Raw genomic sequence first — 22,425 nt, forward strand, 5'->3', positions numbered from 1 at the left:
TAGATAATGAAGAGCCTAAGAAAGAATATTATAATAAATCGAGAAGAATAAAAAGAGGTTTATTTAAATCGAATAAATCATTAATAATAAATAGTGATGTAAATGGAAGTTATCAAATAATAAAGAAAGTATTCTCAAAGGCATTTGCAAATGAGATAGAGGGTGTAGGGTTACACCCAATTAGAGTTAATATTATTTAATTGTAGTATTATGTACTAATAAAGATATTTTATTAAACTTTTTAATAAATTAAATGATTTTATATTAATATTTTAACCTAGTAAAATTAAAAAAAGAGGAAATTAAAAAATGGATTGGATAGAGATTATAACTAAGGCATTAAATTATATAGAAGAGAATTTACAAGATCCTAGTTTATGCGCAGTTGATGTGGCTAAGAGTGTAAATGTAAGCTATGGTCATTTTAGTAGGGCATTCAATGTATTAACTAAAATGACCGTGTCAGAGTATATTAGAAATAGAAGGTTAAGTATAGCTGGAGATTTGTTAAAAAATAGTGATAAATCAGTGTTGGATGTGTCTTTAGATGTGGGATATGAATCACCAGAAGCTTTTAGCAAAGCATTCAAAAGGTTTCACAATGTCAATCCAAATGAAAGTAAAAAGGCTGAGCTTAAAAAATTCTATCCATTACAAATAAGTCTAACGCTTAGTCAAGAGCCTCCTTTGTCATATACAATTGAAGATAAGGGTGAAATTATATTAGCTGGAAATTATGAAAGTGTTTCAAGTGATAGTATTTCAACTACTATGATATGGAGCTTATATGATTCTAAGGGGTATTTAGATGAGTTATATGGTATGAATGGTTTTGAAAGTATTGTTGGTGTTTAAGTGTGAGGGTGAGTATCCTTATTGTATAGATTATACGTGGGATAGGATATATTCTAGTTGGTTGTATAGTTGCAATTATAAAATAGATGACTTACCTCAGTTAGAGGTGTATCAGGATGATGAATTTGAGTATAGATGTGAGATATGGATACCGGTTTATTAAACTAATAATTTATAGAAGAAATGGAGTCTAAATAGGCTCCATTTCTTTTATAAATTATTTTGATAAATATGATACAATAAAATCATTCACATATATCAAAAGGGGGAAATTAAAATATGTTAGAAAATGTAAATATACAAATAGAAAACGCAAAAAAGCATGTAGCACAAAAGTATGTACTAGAAAAGAAACTAGAAGAATTAAAAAAAGAATTATACAAAAGTGAAAAAGTATTAAATGAATTAGAAACCAACCTTATAAAAGAAAAAAGAGATGTAGATAATTTAAATAAACTAACATTATCAAATTTAGTATCTACAGTTATGGGAAATAAAGAAGAAAAAATAGAAAAAGAAGAACAAGAATACATAATGGCAAAAATTAAATATGATGGGTGTAAATCAGAGGTAAATTCAATCAAATCCAATATAAATGACATAATATCAAGGCTAACTAGTTTATCAAAATATGAAAGTGAATATTCTAACTTATTAAAAAAGAAAATTGAGCTAATCAACATTTATGGAGATGAAGATACTAAAAATAAAATAATAGATATAGAAGAGAAGATAGATAGCTATCTTAAAGAGATCAAAGAAATAGATGAATCAATATCTGTAGGTAATAGTCTAATAGGTGAAATATCACAAGCTAAAAAATTACTAGATTCTGCAAAAACGTGGAGCACGCTTGATATAATTGGTGGAGATTTACTAAGTTCTATGGCTAAGCATAGTAAAATAGATGAAGCTCAAATGCATTTTTCTAAAATATCAAATTTAGTTAATTCTTTTAATAAGGAATTAAGTGATGTAAATCTTAGTGGAGTAGGGTTTGATAGTACAACAAGGACTTTTGATATTTTCTTTGATAATATATTTAGTGATCTTTCAGTAGATAAGCATATCAAGCAATCTTATGAGAATGTGTGTAATTTAGAAATGCGTGTTGAAGGAATTTTAAGAGCGCTACAAAGCAACAAGTCTAAGCTAAGTGTTGAGGTTAATACTACAAAAAACAAGTACGATGAATTTATAAAAAGCTTATAGATTGGGAGTTGCTATGATAGATTATATAAAAAAGATAAGTAAAAAGATAAATACTGAAAATATGATAGATATTCTAAGTATAGTACTAGGTAATATCTTGATTACGTCAGCTTATGCAATTATAACTGTACCAAATAAAATAATAAACGGTGGAGTCACTAGTTTTTCACTAATTATAGAATCGTTTATAGGAATTGATATAGGTATTTTGGTGAATTTTATTACGGTTACTTTGTTAATGGTATGTTTGATTTTTTTAGGAAAAGAATATTTTTTGAAATCTATAATAAGTAGTTTATGTTATATGGTGTTTTTTAATGTGTTTCATGGTTTAAATGTAAGTATAGATATAAATGTTTATTTAGAGGTATTGATATCTGCAATTATGGTTGGAGTAGGGTACTATTTATGTATAGCTGCTAAATCATCAACTGTTGGATTTGATATTATAGCATTAATATTACATCATAAAAATAATAATATAAATATTGCAGTTGCAATGAGGTATATAAATATTTGTATAATATTATTGGGTATTTTTAATTATGGGATATATTCTATAATACTTGGGGTACTTTTTACGTTTATTCAATCAGCAACATTAAAAAGGTTGTTAGTTAAAGATGATATTAAAAAACAGAAAATACTTGAATTAGGTCAAGAAAATTAAAATAGAAAGAATTGAAATTAGGTAATATATTATTTTAGATAAAGAGATATATTCAAACTTATAGTAATAAAAGTTAATATTTAGACTATTATATATATAGTTTGGGAAGGGATGAGGATAATACTATGAGATACGAGGGTTCTGTTTATAGACCTCCAAGTGAAGCTGATAGCCTAATCATACAGCTGACAATCGGATGTGCAAGAAATAATTGTACATTTTGTTCAATGTATAAAGAAAAAAAGTTTAGGATAAGAAATTTAGAAGAAGTGGTTGAAGATTTAGAAATAGCTAGAAAATATTATACTAATGGTGTTAGGCGTATCTTTCTAGCAGATGGTGATGCTTTAATAGTAAAAACGAATGACTTATTATATATAATAAATAAAGCTAAAGATATATTCCCAGAATTAGAAAGAATAGCAACATATGGAGCTCCTAATGATATATTGAACAAAACTGTGGAAGAACTAAAACAACTGAAAGAAGCAGGCCTAGAAATGGTATATGTAGGACTAGAATCTGGTGATGATACTGTATTAAAAAATGTAAAAAAAGGTGTCACATCAGAAGAAATGGTAAGTGCTGGACAAAAAATTAAAGCTGCGAATATAAAGTTGTCTATGACATTAATATCTGGACTAGGAGGCAAAAAATTATTAAAAGAACATGCTATTAATTCAGCAAATGTTGTTAGTTTAATAAAACCAGACTATTTAGGATTTTTAACACTTTTAATAGATGAAGATATGCCTATATACCAAGACATTCAATCAAATAAAATAGAGTTATTGACAGCTTTAGATGTGGTTGATGAGGTAAAATTATTCATCGAAAATGTAGATAGCCAAGGTACAATATTTAGATCTAATCATGCATCAAATTATATAAATCTATCAGGAACCTTGAATATTGATAAACAAAAGATGTTAGACACAATTGACTATATTGCTGAAAATAGTTATTTCAATCCAGAATATTATAGAGGTTTTTAAAATATATAGTAGATAATAGAAAAGATATTTGATTTGTCGTATAATTCGAAAAATTAAATATCTTTTTTCTTTTTAAGAGGAAATAAGGATGAAATTGTAGAAATACATAAGGTGATGAACAAAAGGGGGAAGGTGTTGAAATGTGTAATAAAATAGATTTTTTAGATGAGAGATATTTAATAGAAATGCTAGATGATTTTTCGAAATCAACAGGTTTAAATATTCATATTGTAAATATTTATGGTGAAAATCTTTTGGAGGGTAAGGAGGTTAAAAGTAGTGAATTTTGTTCTCACATAAAGAATAGTACAAATGGACAGGTTATGTGTGTTAATTCATATAAAAAGGCATCAGAGGAAGCTTTTAAATGGAACGAACCATATTTTTTTAGATGTCATGCAGGACTTGTAATGTGGGCAGTTCCTATTATAATAGATAAAGTTCATATAGGTACAATTGTATGTGGTCAAGTATTATTGTGGAAACCAGATAAGATTTTCTTAAAGGAATTAGAGCAGTTTAATAAGTATATAGATGATATTGAGTCACTAAAAGAAAAATCTATGAAATTAAATATAATATCTGCAGATAAAAGCCAATCTGTAGCAAATATGTTAGCTATTGTAGTCAAATACCTCTCAAGAACTAATAACAATACTTTTATAGAACAAAAAAACCTAATAAATTGGAGAAATACTATTATAGATAAAATGGAAAGTAGGAAAAAAGTAGATGGATTAAAAGTTGATTATTCAATTTATTTGTCAGATGAAAAGAAATTTTTACAATATATAAGAATTGGAAATAAAGATAAAGTAGTTGATATGGTTCCAACATTACTCACAAACATTGAAATTTTATGTAAATTCGAATTGAATGAAATGAAAGAGATGATTATAGATTTAATGATATTAATATCTAGAGCAGCAACAGAATCAGGAATAGAAAGTAGTGTATCTATAGAAATTACAAAGGGGTATAAGAAAAAAATAATAAAATCAAAAGGGTTTGATGAGGTATCATTTGAACTAAATAAATATACATTAGAATTATTAGATTTAATATATATTTTATCAAATGATGACCATACAAGTATTTTAAAGTCGGCAAAAGAGTATATAGACGATAATTATGACGAAAAAATAACTATTGATTCTGTTTCAGAAAATATATTTATTAGTACATCATATTTATGTTATCTATTTAGAAAAAATTTAAGTTGTACTGTAAATGAGTACATAACAAGAGTGAGGATAGAAAAATCTATACAGTTAATGAAAAAAAGAGAATTAAGTATGGTAGAAATAATAAATAAAGTAGGCTTTAGTAGCCAAAGCCATTTCACAAAAGTATTTAAAAAAATTATTGGAGTTACTCCAGGGAATTATAGAAATAAATTTTTATAATAGGATGGTTATCAGTACTTTCTGAATTGAAAGTATATTTTTTTATACTTTCAAATAGAGTTAAAAGCTAGTAAAACAAAATAAAAAAGGAGAGAGAATATGGATATATATGAAGAAATAAGTCAGAATATAATAGAAGGAGAAGCTGAAGAAGTTGTAAGGTTAATAAATAAAGGAATAGCTACAAAGTACCCTGTAGAAAATATCTTAAATCAAGGGCTAATGAGAGGTATTGATATATTAGCAAATAAATTTAAAACTCAAAATGTATTAATACCAGAGGCACTCCTTGCTACAAGAGCGTTTAATGCAGGTCTAGAGCATTTAGAAGAGCATACAAAAACAAAAGAAAAATATAAGGGAAGAGTGATAATTGGAACTGTGGAGGGTGATTTTCATGATATTGGAAAAAACCTAGTAAAAACAGCAATATCTACTTTAAATATAGAAATTATAGATTTAGGTGTTGATGTAAGTAAAGAAGAATTTGTAACAGCAATAAAAGAATACAAGCCAGATATGTTGATGATATCAGCTTTATTAACAACGACCATAAAAGAGATGAAGTACATAATTAAAGAAATTGAAAAAGAAAATTTAAGAGATAATATTATAATTTTTGTGGGAGGATTCCCGGTAACAGCACAATATGCTAGAGAAATAGGGGCTGACTATTATACAAAAGATGTAATAGAAATGAAAAATTTTCTGAGTAAGAATATAGATAAATTACTCAAAATCAAATAGAGCAAAATATAATAATATTGAACAAAAAAATAATACTCAAATTGTAATATTATTAAATTAACAAGAACTTAACAGTATTACAAAATGGAAAATTTTCCATATAGTGTAGCAATGTATTATAGATAAAAGAAGTATGGAACTGGTAAAGGAGGATATTGAGTGATAATAGTTGGAGAGAAAATAAATACGAGCCTAAAAGGAATAACAGAAGCTGTAAAAAATAGGGATAAAGAATTTATCCAGGAATTAGCACTGCGTCAAGTTAAACAAGGTGCTGATTATATAGATGTCAATTGCGGAACATTAATTGATGAAGAGGTAGAAGCGTTATCTTGGCTAGTAGAGGTTGTGCAAGAGGTTATAGAGAAACCTTTATGCGTAGATAGTCCAAATCCAAAAGCATTAGAAGCCGCATTAAAAGTACATAAAGGAATTCCTATGATAAATTCAATAACAGCAGAAAATGAAAGATATGATGAAATAATAGAATTAGTAAAGAAATATAATGCAAAAATAGTAGCATTAGTTATAGATGAAGAAAACGGTATCAGTCCAAGCGATGATGTAAGAGTTCAAATTGGGGAAAATTTGATAAATAGAATGTATAATGATGGAGTACCATATGAAAATATGTTTATAGATCCTCTTATACAACCAGTTAGCACAGATGGAAATATGGGAATGGTAGCTCTTAACACAATATCTAGAATAAAAAATAAATTCCCAGAGGTGCACTTTATGTGTGGTTTAAGTAATGTTTCATTTGGTCTGCCAAATAGAGGATTATTAAATAGAACGTATTTAGGTATGTGTATGTATGCTGGTTTAGATGGTGCAGTTTTAGATCCAGGTAATACAAAGATGATGAGTATGATATATGGAGGGGAAGCTTTATTAAATAAAGATAAATTCTCTAAAAAATACCTAAAAGCTCATAGAAAAGGAATGTTAGAGTAGTAAATATATAAATATAAAAAATTGATAATGTAAAAGATTGTTGGAGGGGTATTATGAAAAACTATATAGAAGATATAAGAACTTTAGTAATAGAAGGGGAAGATGAAGAAATAGTTGAAGTGATAGAGGCAGCTATAGAAGATGGAGTATTAGTATCACAAATAGTAAACGATGCATTAATTGAAGCCATGAACATAATAGGGCCAATGATGGCAAGTGGAGAATTATTTGTTCCTGAAGTATTAATGAGTGCGGAAACAATGCAGATAGGTTTAGAATACTTAAAACCTAGAATGCAAGAGGGAGATATGAAATCATTAGGAACTGTAGTAATAGGAACGGTTGAAGGAGATTTACATGATATAGGTAAAAATTTAGTGGCTATGATGCTAGAAAGTTCGGGATTTAAAGTAATAGATTTAGGAATAGATCAAAGTCCACAAAAATTTGTTGAAGCAGCTAAAGAGTATAAAGCTGATATAGTGGGGTTATCAGCTTTATTAACTACAACAATGCCAGCTATGAGGGAAACAGTACAGTTATTAAGAAATAATGGATTGAAGGTAAAAATAGCAGTTGGGGGAGCTCCAGTAAGCCAAGAATTTGCTAATGAAATAGGTGCAGATGGATACTCTGAAGATGGTTCTTCTGCAGTTATATTATGTAAACAAATGCTGTCTAATGTTTGTAATGCTTAATTAAGTCTAAAAATAAAGGAGATAAGTATATGAGTACTAGAATGGAAAATGTAGATAGACTTCATAATGCGACAATACAAGTGTTAGAAGAAGTGGGAATGGAGTTTAAAAGTGAAAGAGCACTAGACGTATTAAGGAGTGCAGGCATAAGAGTAGAAGGATCAAGAGCATATTTTACTGAGGAAGAAATAAATAAATATGTAGGAACAGCTCCAAGTGAGTTTAAATTAGATGCAAGAAATCCTAAAAATAGCTTACGTATAAGTAGAGAAACTCATACCTATACATGTGGATATGGATGTTCAAAAATAAGAGATTTTGATGGTCACATAAGGGATGCAGTACTTGAGGATCATTTAAATATACTAGAAATAATTCATCAATCACCATTTCATGGTATAAATGGCGGTATACTTGCCCAACCAAACGAAGTAAATCAAGATTTAAGTTATCAAATAATGACATTTGCTAATATGTACAAAACAGATAAGCCAATTATATTTATGCCAACAAAACATGAAATATTTAAGCAACTAATGGAAATGGGATGTATATTATTTGGAGGAAAAGAGAATCTTACAAACTCTCCAAAAACGTTATCTTGGATGAATCCATTAAGTCCATTAAGTATAACACCTGAAACTGTAGAGTCAATATTCTTATGCTGTGAATATAATCAAGCGATTGCTGTAACAGTTGGAAGTATGTCAGGAGCTACATCACCTATAACATCTGCCGGAACAATAGTAATGAACAATGCTGAATTGTTAGGAATTATAGCTTTAATTCAAATAATTAAGCCAGGTCATCCAGTAGTGCATGGATTATCTCCGCTAGTAATGGATATGCAAACAAACTCTGCATCAGTAGCTTCTCCTCAGTATACAAAAATATGTACTTACGGAGAGGATTTATCAAAAAAATACAACCTACCATTTAGAGCATCAGGTACTCAATCAGATGCAAATGGAGTAACAGGTCAAACTGGATATGAATCAATGATGAACTGTTTTAGTGCTAGAAAATCAAATGCTAGTTTAATAATGCAAGGTGCAGGAATACTTGATGGATACGCAACCATATCTTACGATAAATTAATAATGGATTTAGAAGTGATAAGTGCAGTTGAATATTATTTTGAAGATGTAGTAGTTAATGACAAGACGATAGCTATTGATACTATAAAGCAAGTAGCACAATCAGGTCAAAACTTCTTAGGGAGCAAGCACACAGCTAAGTTCTGTAGAAAAGAGCCTTGGAGGTCTGAAATAGGTGAAAGGGGTAAGTTAACTTTAACTGATACTCCAAATAACTTGTTTAAACAAAATATAGATAATAAATTACAAAAGATGTATGATTCTTATGAAGTTCCACATATGGATGAAGAGATTAAAAAAGAATTAATAGATTATGTATTAAATCTAGGGGTAGATGACGAAATAGTAAATAAAATTTTGACTCATAATAAAGTTTTAGCTTAACTCATTTGGATTAATTCATATTGCAAAAATAAAATAAATTAGGAGGTCATATAAAATGAAACCTTTAAGAGGGATGAAAGTTTTAGATTTAACTACATTAAATGGTTTTGCAACAATGACTTTAGCTGACTACGGTGCAGAAGTAGTGAAGGTAGAAATGCCTGGTAGTGGGGATGCAATAAGAGGATGGGGACCACCATTTATAGATGATGTAAGTGTATATCATACATTTTTAGATAGAGGTAAGAAAAGTATAACACTAGATTTAAGAGTAGAAGAAGGTAAAGATGTATTTAAAGAACTAGTAAAAGAGTTTGATGTTGTGATAGATAACTTTAGATTTGGTAAAATGGATGATTTAGGCTTAGGTTATGAAGTATTAGAAGATATAAATCCAAAAATAATAATGGCTTCATTAACTGCTTTTGGAAATAAAGGTCCGTGGAGAGATCAAATTGCATTTGATGCTATAATACAAGCTAAAACTGGATTTATGGATTTTACAGGATTTGCAGATGAGCCACCTTCGTTAATAGGGTTTCCTATAGCAGATCAATATTCTTGCTTATTTATGCATTCAGCAGTAGTGGCAGCGTATTTCCATATGCTAAGAACCGGAGAAGGTCAAAAGGTTGAGACTTCTATGTGGGAATCACTATTTGCAGCTCAAGAAGATAAGTTGATGTATACTGAACTATTTAACCAACCAAGTACAAGAATAGGTAATGCACATCCAGAAATAAATCCTTACGACATAATAAAATGTAAGGATGGATATATGACTTTAGGTATATCTACAGATCCACAATGGGAAGCATTCTCATATGAATTTGGAATGGATGACTGGGTTAAAAATCCAAAATATAATGAGCTAGAAGCAAGGGGAGTAAACTACTTTGGAGATTTAAGAAATCAAATAGAAGAGTTATTTGATAAATTAACTTGCAATGAAATAGATGAAAGATGTAAAAAGGTAAAGGTACCGGCTTCACCTTGTAAATCGTCTGTAGAAGCAAAGGATGATATTCAATTAAAGTTAAGAAATATGGTGGTAGAAGTAGAAGATCAAAGAATAGGAAAAATACCGATGGTCGGCAAAACTGCTAAATATCATCAAGACAATGAATATGATAATGAATTTGATAGTGCTCCATTATTAGGTCAACATAATATAAGATACTACAAAGAGCTATTAAATTTAAGCGAAGAAAAAATAAATCAACTTGCTGAAAACAATATAATATAGCTAAGAAATAAGATATAAAGGAGATTTGATATGGGAAAATATAAGATGCCATTAGAAGGTATAAAAGTATTAGATTTTACTCAAGCATTAGCTGGTGTATATTGTGCAGGTCAGTTAGGGGATTTAGGTGCAGATATTTGGAAAGTAGAAAGATATGGAATGGGAGATCAATCTAGAACTTGGCCTCCGTTCATAAATGGTTTGAGTGCACTTTATGCTTCTTACAATAGAAATAAAAGAAGTATAAGTATAGATACTGCAAAAGCAGAAGGTAAAAAATTAGTACTTGAGTTAGCAAAAGAATGCGACATAGTTTTAGAAAACTTTAAAGTTGGAACTATGGAAAAATTAGGTATAGGATATGATGAATTAGTAAAAGTAAATCCCAAAATAATATACGGGTCTATATCAGGATTTGGATTAGAAGGTCCAGATGCTAAGTTACCTTGTTATGATAATGTTGCTGCAGCACGTGGGGGGTTAACAAATCAAACGGGGAGGCCAGATGGACCTCCAATAAAACCAGGATATTCCATTTGTGATAACTGGACTGGGCTAAACCTATTTAGTGCGATATTAATGGCTTTAGTAGAAAGAGAAAACACTGGAAAAAGTGTAAGAGTAGATTTATCAATGACAGACTGTGCATTTTATATGAATGATGTTCCTATGGTGGAATATGCAGGAACAGGAAAAGAATTAATAAGAAGTGGAAATCATGATTTCTCAGTAGCATTATTTGGAGAATTTGAAGCAAAAGATGGATATGTAGTTATAGCTACTCCTAATGAAAAATTGTTTGCTAAATTCTGTAAGATAATGAACTTGGAACATTTAGCAACTGATCCTAAATATATTACAAATGAAGCTAGATTAGATAATATAGATTCATTAATAGAGGCAGTTGAAAATGTTACTAGAACTATGGGGAAATTTGAAATAGAAAAATTACTAGGTGGAAATAGAGTACCGTGTGGAGCTGTAATGACTATACCTGAGGTAATAGAGTCAGAGCATGCTAAGGAAGTTGGTATGATAACATCTTATGAACAAAAGATGATAGGAAAAATGCCAACAACAGGAATTCCTATGCATTTTAGCAAAACTCCAGGTAGTATAAGGATAGGTTCGCCTTTATTAGGAGAACATTCTATAGATATATTGAAAGAAGCTGGGGTTGATGCTGATGCAATAGAGAAGCTAATAGATAATGGAATTGTAGAAGTATATCAAGAAGCAGCATTAAATAGTTATTAAATATAATAGCTTTGCTATAAAATATGCTATTTTTTAGCAAAGCTCAAATATATATAGAAAATAATGGAGGTTATTATGAACTTTGATTTAACACCAGAACAATTAATGATTCAAAAGATTGCAAGACAATTTGCAGAAGAAGTGTGTGAGCCTATTGCTGCAGATGTAGATAGAAATCATATGTTTCCAAGAGAAACATTCAATAAGTTGACTGAATGTGGATTAATGGGGGTTGGGTTTGATCCAAAGTATGGAGGTGCAGGTGTAGATAGATTAGCACAGGTACTTATAAATGAGGAAATAGCTAAAAAATGTGGAAGTACTTCAGCAGTATTTTCTATACATCAAGGATCAGTGTATATAATAGAGAAATATGGAACAGAAGAACAAAAACAAAAATATATGAGACCACTATTAGAGGATGGAGTAGTAGGAGCGTTTGCACTTACTGAGCCAAATGCAGGTTCAGATGCAGGTGGAGTTCAGACTATAGCTGTAGAAGATGGTGATGAGTATATTATAAATGGTACAAAATGTTTCATAACTGGGGGAAGCCAGGCTGAAATATTTACAGTATTTGCTTTAACAGATCCATCGTTAAAAACTAAGGGAATGACAGCATTTATAGTTGAAAAAAGTAATCCAGGATTGAAAATAGGGAAGATAGAGGAAAAAATGGGGATAGCAGGATCAGAAACTGCAGAGATAATATTTGAAGACTGTAGAGTTCCAAAGGCTAATATAGTAGGAAAAATTAATAAAGGTTTTGCTTATGCTATGGAAGCGATAGATATAAATAGAGTTACAGTTGCGGCTTCTCAAGCATTAGGTATAGCAGAAGGTGCATTTGAATTAGCTGTAAAATATTCTAAGGAAAGAAAACAATTTGGTAAACCAATAGCATTCCAACAAGGAATAGGTTGGTACTTAGCTGAGATGAAAACGAAGATAGAAGCTGCTAGATGGTTAGTATATAATGCAGCTACATTATTAAATGAGAATAAGCCGTGTACTTTAGAAAGTTGTATGGCAAAATTATATGCTTCAGAAGCTGCTAGATTTGTAACTGATAGGGCATTACAAATACATGGAGGATATGGATATATGAAAGATTATGCATTAGAAAGAATGTACAGAGATGCTAAAATAACTGAAATATATGAGGGTACAAATGAGATACAAAAACTAGTTATATCAAGAAGTATATTAAAATAATTACAGGATTACTTGGAGGGAAATATGAAGATTATAGTTTGTGTAAAACAAGTTCCAGATACAAATGAAGTTAGAATAAACCACCAAACAGGTACTCTAATAAGAGATGGAGTTCCTAGTATAATAAACCCAGATGATTTAAATGCAATAGAAGAAGCAGTAAAAATAAAGCAATATTCTAAGGAAGATGTTAATGTTACTGTATTATGTATGGGGCCACCTCAAGCAGATGTAGCATTAAGAGAGGCAATAGCAATGGGATGTGATGAGGCTATATTACTAAGTGATAGAGCATTCGCAGGATCTGACACTTGGGCTACTGCTACAATATTAGCAGCTGCTATAGAAAAAATAGGTGAGTACGATTTAATATTCTGTGGAAGGCAGGCAATTGATGGAGATACAGCTCAAGTTGGACCAGAAATAGCTGAGTTCTTAGGGCTACCACAAATAAGTTATGTTCAAAGTTTAGAAATACAAGAGAACAAAGTTATTGCACAGAGAAAGCTTGAAGATGGTCACTTTGTTATAGAATCTAAAATGCCAGTTTTATTAACCGCAATTAAAGAGCTGAATGCTCCAAGATATCCATATGCAAAAAGAGTATATGAAGCATATGCTAATACAGATTTAGTAAAAAAATGGAGTATAAGTGATATAGATGTTGATACAACTCAAATAGGTGTGAGAAATTCTCCTACTAATGTACATAAGAGCTTTGTACCTACTAAGTCCTTTAAGGGCGTTAGGGTAGATGGTTCTATAAAAGAAATGACAAATACGATTGTAGATGTACTAAAAGAGTCTAATATTATATAGAGGAGGAAATCTTTCAAATGTTAAAAATGAAGGTGAATAGAGGAATAAATCTAGAAGACTGGAAAGGTGTTCTAGTAATAGCGGAGCAAAGATACGGAAAAATATTAAATGTGTCTTATGAATTATTAGGGGAAGCTAAGAAATTAGCTAATGAATTAGATACTTATGTATCTATAGCTGTATTAGGAAATGAATTAGATGATGAAATAGATGAGCTAGTAAATTATGGGGCAGATAAAGTGATTTATTTTGAACATAAATTATTAGAAAATTATACTACTGATGCTTATTGTAAAGTGTTATCAGAGTTTATATTAGAAAATAAACCTGAATCAGTTTTAGTTGGAGCTACAGCAATTGGAAGAGACTTAGCTCCAAGAGTTGCGGGTAGAGTGGGAACTGGATTAACAGCTGACTGTACAAAGCTTGATATAGATATGGATAACAGAAGATTATTACAAACAAGACCTGCATTTGGTGGAAATCTAATGGCTACTATAATATGTCCTAACAATAGACCTCAAATGTCTACAGTAAGACCAGGAGTTATGGAAAAAGCAAAACTTTGTGATACTAAATCAGAGTTAATAAAAATATCACCACAATTAACTGAAGAAGACATAATTGCTAAGGTAGTAGAAGTACTAAAAGATACTAAGGAAAAAGTATCTTTATCAGATGCAGAAGTGATAGTAGCTGGTGGACGTGGAGTAGGAAACCAAGAAGGGTTTAAGTTAATAGAAGAATTAGCTGAATTGTTAGGCGGTACTTATGCTTCATCAAGAGCTGCTGTAGATAATGGTTGGGTAGATGCTAACAGACAAATCGGTCAAACTGGAACTACAGTAAGACCAAAGGTATATATAGCCTGTGGTATATCAGGAGCTATACAACATATATCAGGTATGAGTGAATCTGATTGCATTATAGCAATAAATAAGAATGAAAATGCACCAATATTTGAAATTGCACATTATCAATTAGTTGGAGACTTATTCAAATTAGTTCCTGAGTTGATAAATACTCTAAAACAAAAGGAATCACAACAAAAAGTAGAAAAAGAATATTGCTAAAATAACATCAAAATGCCAATTAATACTTATGTTTTAATTGTTGCGTATATATAGTCATCTAAATTAGTCCTTTCTATGAATCTAACTAGAAGGGGCTAATTCATAATACTATCGTATCAAATATATGGTTACAATTAAAGCCATAATATTAGATGGAGGCTGAAGTGAAAAGATTTAATATCAAGTTTGTGGATATATTTATATCACTTTCAATAATTGTTATATTAAGTATTCTAATATTATTATTTCCAGACAAGACAACACTTGTTATAAACAATATTAAACAACATACAATGAATATATTATCTCCATTATACCTATGGATTGGACTATCCTTAGTCATTCTTTCAATATTTAGTTGTATATCTAAGATTGGAAAAATAAAATTAGGTAATGAAAAACCAGAGTATTCAACAATGAGTTGGTTAATTATGATATTTTGCACTGGAATGGGTTCAAATTTATTATATTGGTCAGCTATTGAATGGATATATTACTATTCATCACCACCATTAGGAATAGAGCCGATGAGCTTTAAGGCTGCTGAAATTAGTGCAGTTTATGGTGGTTTTCATTGGAGTATAACTGGGTGGAGTATATATGCAATAGGAGCTATAACACTGGGCATACGATATTACAATAAAAAAATATATAGTTTATCATTAACAGATTGTACTGAAAAGGTATTAGGTAGAAAATATACTTCGGGTATATTTAATAGAGTGATAGAATTAATATTCTTGTTTGGGACAATAGGCGGTACTATTACTATGATTTCTTTTGTAGTACCAATGTACTGTAATAATTTATCTTATTTACTAGGCATACCTAATAATTTCAAATTTCAGTTTTTCATTATAGTAATTTTGTCAGTAATATTTACAATTAGTACATGTAAAGGTCTGAAAAATGGCGTAAGAAAAGTATCACAGATGAATATAGTGGTGGCTTTAATATTAGTATTTACAATATTTATACTAGGTCCCAAAATGTTTATTATAAAGTCTACTACAAACTCAATTGGATATATGTTAAATAACTTTGTACAAATGAGTTTATGGACAGATCCGATTAAAAATAGTGGATTTGTTGAAAATTGGACGGCATTTTATTGGATATGGTGGATAGGGTTAGCGCCATCAATGTGGATATTTATAGCAAAAATTTCAAGAGGAAGAATGGTTAGGGAAATATTATGTGGAGTCATAGTGAGTGGAAGTATAGGGTGCTGGATATACTTCGGTGTAATATCAAACTATGGTATTTACAATCAAATAAATAATAAGATTAACTTAGTTGAGATATTAACTCAAAATGGTCCAGAACAAGCAGTTTTACAAATGATACTTTCATTACCGTATGGAAATATTATTTTATGGATTTGGACTATAGTAGGTATAACTTTTATTATTACAACTATGGACTCACAGGCATATACTTTGGCAGTTAGTACTACAACCCACTTAAATGAAAATGAACAGCCATCAATGCTTTTAAGAATATTTTGGTGTATGCTTTTAATTATGCTTCCTGTTGTATTAATGAGATGCGGAGCCAAGATGGAAACGTTGCAATCGTATGCAATTATAACCGGAATTCCTATAGCTTTTTTAACAATAATTACATCTATTGGGGCTTTTAAATATTTGAAAGAAAGTAATGGAAAGTACGTTGACGATGGAGAAAGAATTGAAAATATAGAAACTGAATATATGGGGGAGAATTATGCAAAAATCTGATAAAAGAAATAATAATTCAAATAAGAAGTTAAGTGATAAGTACAATGTAGTACCTATATGTATAGTGCTACTGATAATAGGAACATTATGTTTATCATTAATTACTAATCCAGAAAGTACTTCAAAAGCTATAGAAAATGTAAAAACATCAGCAATAAATGTACTTTCACCGTTTTATCTATGGTTAGGTATTGCTGCAATTATATATTTATTGTACTTTAGTTTTTCAAAGTATGGAAACATAAGATTTGGTGGGGAAAAACCAGAATATTCAACTTTTAGCTGGATGGTTATGATGTTCTGTGCTGGAATGGGTTCTAGTTTATTATATTGGTCTTGTTTAGAGTGGATATACTACTATTCAGCACCACCACTAGGAGCGGAGCCATTTTCACAACTAGCAGCTGAATTAAGTGTTACATATGGAAGTTTCCACTGGAGTATAACTGCATGGGCATTCTTTGCTGTAGGAGCAGTAGCTCTAGCACAAAGATACTATATAAAGAAAAAGCCAGGATTATCATTAACTGCTTGTTGTGAAGAAGCAATAGGTGAAAAAAGAGCTAATGGTATATGGGGTAAAATAATAGAAATAATATTCTTATTTGGTATACTTGCTGGCCATGCAACTACTTTAGCTCTTGGAGTACCTATGTTATGTAACAACTTTGCAACTTTATTCGGTATTCAAGATACATTTGCACTACAAGTAGTAATGATGCTATTTGTAACATTGATATTCGTAGTAAGTTCTTGGATAGGACTTGAGAAAGGCCTAAAGAATTTATCAGACTGGAATGCTTATATAGCAATTGCATTGGCAGCATTTATTTTGGTGGCTGGACCAACAATGTTCCAAATAAAAAATATAACAAATTCATTAGGTTATATGTTCCAAAACTTTATACATATGAGTTTATGGACTGATCCTATAGCTAATGGTGGTTTTACTGAAGCTTGGACTGCATTTTATTGGGCATGGTGGTTAGGTTTAGGTCCTTGGATGTGGATATTTACAACTAAGATATCTAAGGGAAGAACTATGAGAGAGATGATATTAGGGATGATAATATGCGGTAGTATAGGGTGTTGGTTCTATTTTGGAACTGTATCAAACTATGGGTTATTCCAACAACTATCAGGAAATTTAGATCTAGTTTCTATACTTGAAACACAAGGCGCAACTTCGGCAATAAGTTCATTAATTTCAAGCTTACCATTTGGTAAATTAATATTGGGGATATGGCTTATAGTAGGATTAATGTTCTTGGCTACTACTATGGACTCTTCTTCATACACATTAGCAGCTGCAACTACTAAAAATCTAGGAGAAAATGAACATCCTAGTAGAAATTTCAAGATGTTCTGGGCATTCTTATTAATATCTGTACCACTAGGATTCTTATTTGCAAAAGCATCATTAACTGCACTTCAATCACTTGCAATATTAACTGCAGTTCCTATAGGGGTACTTACAATATTTGCGATGATCTCGGGCATAAAATATGCTAAACAAGATTTTGGAAATCTGTCATCTAGTGAGATAACACAAAAATGTAGTAAATTATAGATGGGAGATAATAGTATGTTGCCTTTAAAAAATGTAAAAGTATTAGACCTAACAATTATGGGTGGTTATACAGGTATGGAATTAGCAGACTATGGTGCTGAGGTTATAAAAGTAGAAAGTGAAAGTGGTGATTATACAAGAAAGCTAGCTCCATTTAAAGATGGTGTAAGTGTATGGCAAAGCTTTATAGATAGAGGTAAAAAAAGTATAATATTAGATCTTGAAAGTGATAAAGATAGAGGAATATTAAAAGAATTAATTAAATCTGTTGATGTTATTGTAGAAAATTTTAAACCTGGAAAAATGGAAGGATTAGGAGTTGGATACGAAGCATTATGTAGTATAAATCCAAAACTTATATATGCGAAATTTAATTCATTTGATGGAGATGGAGGTATGGAAGACTATACTGCTTATGATGTTATTGCTCAGGCGAAAAGTGGAGTAGTAGATGTAACAGGATTTCCAAGTCCAAATAAGCCTTCAAAAATGGGAGTTTCAGTAGGAGCACACTATACATCTACATATTTAGCTTCTGCGATTATTTTTGCATTGTATCACTCAAGAGCTACAGGCAAGGGACAAATGATAGATGTATCAATGATAGAATCCTTATTTAGTATAACTGAAGATAAAATGGCTATTTGTGATTTTAGTGAAAATGAAGCAACTAGAACTGGTAATGCTCATCCTTCAATAAATCCATATGATATATTAAAATGTAAAGATGGATACGTAGCATTAGGTATATCAACTGATAATCAATGGGAAAAATTCTGTGTAGAATTTAATTTAGAAGAGTGGATTAATGATCCAAGATACAGTGACAACTTAAATAGAGGATTAAATTATTTTGGAGATTTAAGAGAAAAATTAGAAGATTATTTAACTGAAAATTATACTAAAGCTGAAATTACAGAAAAATTTTCAAAAATAAAAGTTCCTGCAGCTGGATGTAACACAGTTTTAGAGGCTATGAATCAAGAGCAGCTTAAAATAAGAAATATGATTGTTAAAGTAGAAGATAAAAGAATTGGTAATATAGATATGGTAGGTAAAACAATAAAATTCCATGATAATAAAGATGAAAAGATTAAATCAGCGCCTATATTAGGTGAAAATAATAATGAAATATACCAAACAATGCTAAGTAAAGAATTTTTAGATATTTTAGGTAAGTAGTATCTAAGTAATTTTTAATAGAAAAGGGAGATAAGTTATGAATAAAATATTAGATGGAATAAAAGTACTTGATTTTACCCAAGCATTGGCTGGACCATTTTGTACAATGTATTTAGCTGATTTAGGGGCGGATGTAATAAAGATTGAAAGAAACCACACTGGGGAACAGTCAAGATGTTGGGGACCTTTTAATAATGATTATAGTGCATACTTTGCAGCATTTAATAGAAATAAAAGAAGTATAGGTGTAGATCTAACATCTCCGAAAGGTAAAGAAATTATTCTTAACTTAGTAAAAGAGAGTGATATAGTAATAGAAAACTTTAAAGTTGGAACATTAGAAAAACTAGGATTAGGTTATGAAGAAATGAAAAAAGTAAATCCTCAGTTAATATATGCATCTATATCAGGATTTGGTATAGAAGGGCCATTATCTAAATATGCTTGTTATGACATAATAGCTTGTGCTAGAAGTGGAATTTTAGATAGAACAGGAGAAGAAGGAGAATCACCTATAAAGGCAGGGTTTTCATTAGGTGATAACTGGTCTGGATTGAATCTATTATATGGTATATCTATGGCACTATTAAATAAACAAGCAACAGGGAAGGGGACTAGATTAGATGTGGCTATGTTAGATAGTGCATTCTATATGATGGAGATGCCAGTATTAGAAAATTCTATAACAGGAAATGTTACTCCAAGAAATGGAAATCATGATACAAGATTTGCTCCTAGTGGTATATTTGAGGCTAGAGATGGATTTGTATCAGTGGTGTGTATAGATGATAATCAATGGATCTCTTTATGTAATATATTAGGGTTAAATTATTTAAAGGATAGTGAATTATATAGTTCTAATGAAAAGAGATTAGAAAATTTAAATTCTTTAATAATAGAGATAGAAAATGTTACTAAGCTTTATTCAAAATATGAGATAGAAAATATATTAGTTAGCAACCAAGTACCAGCTGGGGCTGTTAGGCAAATAAAAGAAGTAATGGAAGATCCCAAAATGATTAATTCAAAAATGGTTGTAGAGTCTTCTCATAAAATCTTAGGAAAGTTACACCTAATGGGGGTTCCTATGAAATTTCATAAAACACCAGCAGATATCACTAAGAGTCAAGCTCCAATTGTAGGAGAACATACATTAGAAGTTCTTTTAGAGTTAGGATACACTTCTGAATATATTAACAATTTACAAGTAGATGGTATAGTATGTGATAACGATAAAGTAGTAGTACTAAATGCTTAATTGATTTAATGAAAGGATGCTAAATAATGAAAGTATTGGGTATAGTAGGTAGCTATAGAAAAGATGGAAATACAGATATATTAGTAAAAAAAGCATTAGAAGGTGTAGCTAGTGAAGGTATAGATGTTGAGTACATTTTCCTAGGAGATAAAAAAATTTATGATTGCATTGGATGCGAAGGGTGTAAACACACATACGAATGTGTAATAAAAGATGATATGTATCAAATATACAAAAAGTTAATAGATAGCGATGCCATTATATTAGGTTCACCTACTTACTTCTATAATATTACAGGGATAATAAAAAATTTCATTGATAGACTTTATTGCTTTGAACTATTTGATAAAGATGATAGATCTGTATGGATGGGAATAAATGATGTTATAGGAATTAAATATGCCAGTACTATAGCTGTATGTGAGCAAAAAAGTGAGGAATATATGGGATTTACATCATTAGCTATGAGCAAGTCATTAGAGGCTATAGGTTATAGAATTATAGATAATTTAAAAGTACTACATGCATTTTCTAAAGGAGAAATTAATAATTGTGAAAAACAAATGAAAGAAGCATATGATTCAGGTATAAAACTTTCTAAGACTATAAAATTAAGGCAAAGTACAAAAGATAGATTAGACAAATTAGAGATATTTAGATAAATTAAAATACTTATTAATAGGGAGATTAATATGTTAGATGAAAATAGTTTAAATATGAGTGGATATTCCATTGATGAACTGTATATAGGTATGACAAAGAGTATATCTAAGACAATTTCTGAAAACGATATCTATAATTATGCAGGTATCATAGGTGATTTCAATCCGCTTCATGTGAACTCTGAATATGCTAAATCAACACGATTCAAGGAGAGAGTAGCTCATGGAATGTTAACTGCGTCATTTTTTTCTACACTAGTAGGTATGTGTATGCCTGGAGCAGATGCAATATACTTAGAGCAAAATGTAAAATTTAAATTACCGGTAAAAATTGGAGACACAATAACATCTACAGCAAATATAACTAAGATAATCAAAAACAAAAAAATTGCACAGATGGAGACTATTACAAGAAACCAAAGAGGTGAAATTGTAATTGAAGGAAGTGCGATTGTAATGGCTACAAAGTAAATTGAAAGTACACTTAGAATTATATAAAAAACTTTGTTATAATGGATATATAAATACGAAATTTATTGCCTTGGATTATTCCAAGGCTTATTATCTGTATAAGAATATAAAACGATAATCTTATTATCATAAAAATATAGTTCTAACAATTATAATAACAGAGCCATTATTTATCTACTGTGGTATAGTATGCATAGATTCCAAAGTGTAAAATGACTATTATAGAGCTGGCAATTAATGCACAAGCTTTAAGAAAAGAATTGAATATAGAGGCAGGTTTAAAAATTGCAACAAATGACTTTACAATAGAGCTAATAAGAAATATTTTTGATGGTGATGTTAATAATAATTAATATAAAGACGGAGCCTAAAAGGGCTCCATTTATTTTGGGAGGTGACAGAACGTGGAAATTCGTATAGCAACAGATGCAGATTGTAGAGATTTAGCAATACTAAAAAGGCGAGTATGGGAAACTACATATAGAGGTATTTATCCAAATGAAAAGTTAGACAAATATGATGTCAATTTAAATGAAAATAAGTTTAAATCAATGATAGCAAAGCAATCACAGAAGCTGTTTGTTGTGCTAGATAATCTTGAAATTATAGGCTATGTGAGCTGTGGGAAAATTATGAGAGCCTTTGATGAATATACTTACGATATTGGTTTATTGTATTTACTAAAGGAGTATCAAGGTAAAGGCATAGGACTTGAGTTATTTCAATTTGCTCAGAATGAACTAAAAAATCAAGGTGTAACAGAGTTTATTGTTTCGTGTAATAAGTACAACATTCCATCGCAAGAGTTTTATAAAAAGATGGGTGGCAAGATAATTAAAATTGATGAAGATAATGACGATAAGTCAATTCCTCAAGTTAAATTTAAATATAAATGTTATGACAAAGATAAAG

23 protein-coding genes and 1 pseudogene are annotated in these 22,425 nt (G+C 30.1%); all 24 read left to right on the forward strand.

Annotated elements, in window-relative coordinates:
* A pseudogene (locus tag ACRDBA_RS11700) lies at window positions 1-200 on the forward strand (RNA-guided endonuclease InsQ/TnpB family protein); the annotation flags it as partial.
* Window positions 201-309: 109 nt separating this feature from the next.
* Window positions 310-855 carry a helix-turn-helix domain-containing protein gene (locus tag ACRDBA_RS11705; protein ID WP_438573099.1) on the forward strand — a complete coding sequence of 182 codons (546 nt, stop codon included), beginning with the start codon at window positions 310-312 and terminating at the stop codon, window positions 853-855.
* Window positions 827-1,018, forward strand: a complete 192-nt coding sequence (locus ACRDBA_RS11710) for a GyrI-like domain-containing protein (protein WP_438573100.1) — start codon at window positions 827-829, stop codon at window positions 1,016-1,018. Before ACRDBA_RS11705 ends, ACRDBA_RS11710 begins: the two co-directional genes overlap by 29 nt.
* Window positions 1,019-1,134: 116 nt before the next feature.
* The gene (locus ACRDBA_RS11715; RefSeq protein WP_438573101.1) at window positions 1,135-2,067 is read left to right on the forward strand and encodes a hypothetical protein; all 933 of its coding nucleotides are present in this window, start codon (window positions 1,135-1,137) and stop codon (window positions 2,065-2,067) included.
* A 13-nt stretch (window positions 2,068-2,080) separates the two neighbouring features.
* Window positions 2,081-2,737: a YitT family protein gene (locus ACRDBA_RS11720; RefSeq protein ID WP_438573102.1), complete on the forward strand. Its 657-nt coding sequence runs from the start codon at window positions 2,081-2,083 to the stop codon at window positions 2,735-2,737.
* A gap of 125 nt (window positions 2,738-2,862) precedes the next feature.
* Window positions 2,863-3,732: a radical SAM protein gene (locus ACRDBA_RS11725; RefSeq protein ID WP_438573103.1), complete on the forward strand. Its 870-nt coding sequence runs from the start codon at window positions 2,863-2,865 to the stop codon at window positions 3,730-3,732.
* Window positions 3,733-3,872: 140 nt separating this feature from the next.
* Complete coding sequence (locus ACRDBA_RS11730; protein ID WP_438573104.1) at window positions 3,873-5,138, forward strand: PocR ligand-binding domain-containing protein; 1,266 nt, start codon at window positions 3,873-3,875, stop codon at window positions 5,136-5,138.
* A gap of 99 nt (window positions 5,139-5,237) precedes the next feature.
* Window positions 5,238-5,885 carry a cobalamin B12-binding domain-containing protein gene (locus ACRDBA_RS11735; RefSeq protein ID WP_438573105.1) on the forward strand — a complete coding sequence of 216 codons (648 nt, stop codon included), beginning with the start codon at window positions 5,238-5,240 and terminating at the stop codon, window positions 5,883-5,885.
* Window positions 5,886-6,044: 159 nt separating this feature from the next.
* The gene (locus tag ACRDBA_RS11740) at window positions 6,045-6,842 is read left to right on the forward strand and encodes a methyltetrahydrofolate cobalamin methyltransferase (protein WP_438573106.1); all 798 of its coding nucleotides are present in this window, start codon (window positions 6,045-6,047) and stop codon (window positions 6,840-6,842) included.
* A 53-nt stretch (window positions 6,843-6,895) separates the two neighbouring features.
* Window positions 6,896-7,540, forward strand: a complete 645-nt coding sequence (locus tag ACRDBA_RS11745; RefSeq protein ID WP_438573107.1) for a cobalamin B12-binding domain-containing protein — start codon at window positions 6,896-6,898, stop codon at window positions 7,538-7,540.
* 29 nt (window positions 7,541-7,569) lie between these two features.
* Entirely contained in the window at window positions 7,570-9,021 is a 1,452-nt protein-coding gene (locus ACRDBA_RS11750) for a trimethylamine methyltransferase family protein (RefSeq protein WP_438573108.1), read from the forward strand.
* A 55-nt stretch (window positions 9,022-9,076) separates the two neighbouring features.
* Window positions 9,077-10,267 carry a CaiB/BaiF CoA transferase family protein gene (locus ACRDBA_RS11755; protein ID WP_438573109.1) on the forward strand — a complete coding sequence of 397 codons (1,191 nt, stop codon included), beginning with the start codon at window positions 9,077-9,079 and terminating at the stop codon, window positions 10,265-10,267.
* A 30-nt stretch (window positions 10,268-10,297) separates the two neighbouring features.
* Window positions 10,298-11,524, forward strand: coding sequence for a CaiB/BaiF CoA transferase family protein (locus ACRDBA_RS11760; protein ID WP_438573110.1), 1,227 nt, complete (start codon window positions 10,298-10,300; stop codon window positions 11,522-11,524).
* A gap of 75 nt (window positions 11,525-11,599) precedes the next feature.
* On the forward strand, window positions 11,600-12,739 hold the full coding sequence (locus ACRDBA_RS11765; RefSeq protein ID WP_438573111.1) for an acyl-CoA dehydrogenase family protein: 1,140 nt from the start codon (window positions 11,600-11,602) through the stop codon (window positions 12,737-12,739).
* Window positions 12,740-12,763: 24 nt separating this feature from the next.
* Window positions 12,764-13,558 (forward strand): electron transfer flavoprotein subunit beta, encoded by a 795-nt coding sequence (locus ACRDBA_RS11770; protein ID WP_438573112.1) that lies wholly within the window; start codon window positions 12,764-12,766, stop codon window positions 13,556-13,558.
* A gap of 17 nt (window positions 13,559-13,575) precedes the next feature.
* Complete coding sequence (locus ACRDBA_RS11775) at window positions 13,576-14,631, forward strand: electron transfer flavoprotein subunit alpha/FixB family protein (protein WP_438573113.1); 1,056 nt, start codon at window positions 13,576-13,578, stop codon at window positions 14,629-14,631.
* 164 nt (window positions 14,632-14,795) lie between these two features.
* Entirely contained in the window at window positions 14,796-16,370 is a 1,575-nt protein-coding gene (locus tag ACRDBA_RS11780) for a BCCT family transporter (RefSeq protein WP_438573114.1), read from the forward strand.
* Window positions 16,357-17,940, forward strand: a complete 1,584-nt coding sequence (locus ACRDBA_RS11785) for a BCCT family transporter (RefSeq protein ID WP_438573115.1) — start codon at window positions 16,357-16,359, stop codon at window positions 17,938-17,940. The genes ACRDBA_RS11780 and ACRDBA_RS11785 overlap by 14 nt, the downstream gene beginning before the upstream one ends.
* A gap of 15 nt (window positions 17,941-17,955) precedes the next feature.
* Window positions 17,956-19,122 carry a CaiB/BaiF CoA transferase family protein gene (locus ACRDBA_RS11790; protein WP_438573116.1) on the forward strand — a complete coding sequence of 389 codons (1,167 nt, stop codon included), beginning with the start codon at window positions 17,956-17,958 and terminating at the stop codon, window positions 19,120-19,122.
* A gap of 37 nt (window positions 19,123-19,159) precedes the next feature.
* Window positions 19,160-20,380: a CaiB/BaiF CoA transferase family protein gene (locus ACRDBA_RS11795; RefSeq protein WP_438573117.1), complete on the forward strand. Its 1,221-nt coding sequence runs from the start codon at window positions 19,160-19,162 to the stop codon at window positions 20,378-20,380.
* 26 nt (window positions 20,381-20,406) lie between these two features.
* Window positions 20,407-21,042 (forward strand): flavodoxin family protein, encoded by a 636-nt coding sequence (locus ACRDBA_RS11800; protein WP_438573118.1) that lies wholly within the window; start codon window positions 20,407-20,409, stop codon window positions 21,040-21,042.
* A 30-nt stretch (window positions 21,043-21,072) separates the two neighbouring features.
* A complete protein-coding gene (locus ACRDBA_RS11805) occupies window positions 21,073-21,513 on the forward strand; it encodes a MaoC family dehydratase (RefSeq protein WP_438573119.1) in 441 nt (146 codons plus the stop codon).
* Between the two features lie 212 nt (window positions 21,514-21,725).
* Window positions 21,726-21,866, forward strand: a complete 141-nt coding sequence (locus ACRDBA_RS11810) for a hypothetical protein (protein ID WP_438573120.1) — start codon at window positions 21,726-21,728, stop codon at window positions 21,864-21,866.
* A 51-nt stretch (window positions 21,867-21,917) separates the two neighbouring features.
* Window positions 21,918-22,425, forward strand: a 508-nt coding sequence (locus tag ACRDBA_RS11815) for a GNAT family N-acetyltransferase (RefSeq protein WP_438573121.1), incomplete at its 3' end; no start/stop codon positions are given.

Origin of the sequence: Clostridium sp. (genome assembly GCF_051654825.1) — a bacterium.
Lineage (GTDB): Bacteria > Bacillota > Clostridia > Clostridiales > Clostridiaceae > Clostridium.

Bases quoted from the DNA above. Each gene is read 5' to 3' on its own strand.
- ACRDBA_RS11705 (WP_438573099.1), top strand. From the start codon at position 310: ATGGATTGGATAGAGATTATAACTAAGGCATTAAATTATATAGAAGAG.
- ACRDBA_RS11710 (WP_438573100.1), top strand. From the start codon at position 827: ATGGTTTTGAAAGTATTGTTGGTGTTTAAGTGTGAGGGTGAGTATCCT.
- ACRDBA_RS11715 (WP_438573101.1), top strand. From the start codon at position 1,135: ATGTTAGAAAATGTAAATATACAAATAGAAAACGCAAAAAAGCATGTA.
- ACRDBA_RS11720 (WP_438573102.1), top strand. From the start codon at position 2,081: ATGATAGATTATATAAAAAAGATAAGTAAAAAGATAAATACTGAAAAT.
- ACRDBA_RS11725 (WP_438573103.1), top strand. From the start codon at position 2,863: ATGAGATACGAGGGTTCTGTTTATAGACCTCCAAGTGAAGCTGATAGC.
- ACRDBA_RS11730 (WP_438573104.1), top strand. From the start codon at position 3,873: ATGTGTAATAAAATAGATTTTTTAGATGAGAGATATTTAATAGAAATG.
- ACRDBA_RS11735 (WP_438573105.1), top strand. From the start codon at position 5,238: ATGGATATATATGAAGAAATAAGTCAGAATATAATAGAAGGAGAAGCT.
- ACRDBA_RS11745 (WP_438573107.1), top strand. From the start codon at position 6,896: ATGAAAAACTATATAGAAGATATAAGAACTTTAGTAATAGAAGGGGAA.
- ACRDBA_RS11750 (WP_438573108.1), top strand. From the start codon at position 7,570: ATGAGTACTAGAATGGAAAATGTAGATAGACTTCATAATGCGACAATA.
- ACRDBA_RS11755 (WP_438573109.1), top strand. From the start codon at position 9,077: ATGAAACCTTTAAGAGGGATGAAAGTTTTAGATTTAACTACATTAAAT.
- ACRDBA_RS11760 (WP_438573110.1), top strand. From the start codon at position 10,298: ATGGGAAAATATAAGATGCCATTAGAAGGTATAAAAGTATTAGATTTT.
- ACRDBA_RS11765 (WP_438573111.1), top strand. From the start codon at position 11,600: ATGAACTTTGATTTAACACCAGAACAATTAATGATTCAAAAGATTGCA.
- ACRDBA_RS11770 (WP_438573112.1), top strand. From the start codon at position 12,764: ATGAAGATTATAGTTTGTGTAAAACAAGTTCCAGATACAAATGAAGTT.
- ACRDBA_RS11775 (WP_438573113.1), top strand. From the start codon at position 13,576: ATGTTAAAAATGAAGGTGAATAGAGGAATAAATCTAGAAGACTGGAAA.
- ACRDBA_RS11785 (WP_438573115.1), top strand. From the start codon at position 16,357: ATGCAAAAATCTGATAAAAGAAATAATAATTCAAATAAGAAGTTAAGT.
- ACRDBA_RS11790 (WP_438573116.1), top strand. From the start codon at position 17,956: ATGTTGCCTTTAAAAAATGTAAAAGTATTAGACCTAACAATTATGGGT.
- ACRDBA_RS11795 (WP_438573117.1), top strand. From the start codon at position 19,160: ATGAATAAAATATTAGATGGAATAAAAGTACTTGATTTTACCCAAGCA.
- ACRDBA_RS11800 (WP_438573118.1), top strand. From the start codon at position 20,407: ATGAAAGTATTGGGTATAGTAGGTAGCTATAGAAAAGATGGAAATACA.
- ACRDBA_RS11805 (WP_438573119.1), top strand. From the start codon at position 21,073: ATGTTAGATGAAAATAGTTTAAATATGAGTGGATATTCCATTGATGAA.
- ACRDBA_RS11810 (WP_438573120.1), top strand. From the start codon at position 21,726: ATGACTATTATAGAGCTGGCAATTAATGCACAAGCTTTAAGAAAAGAA.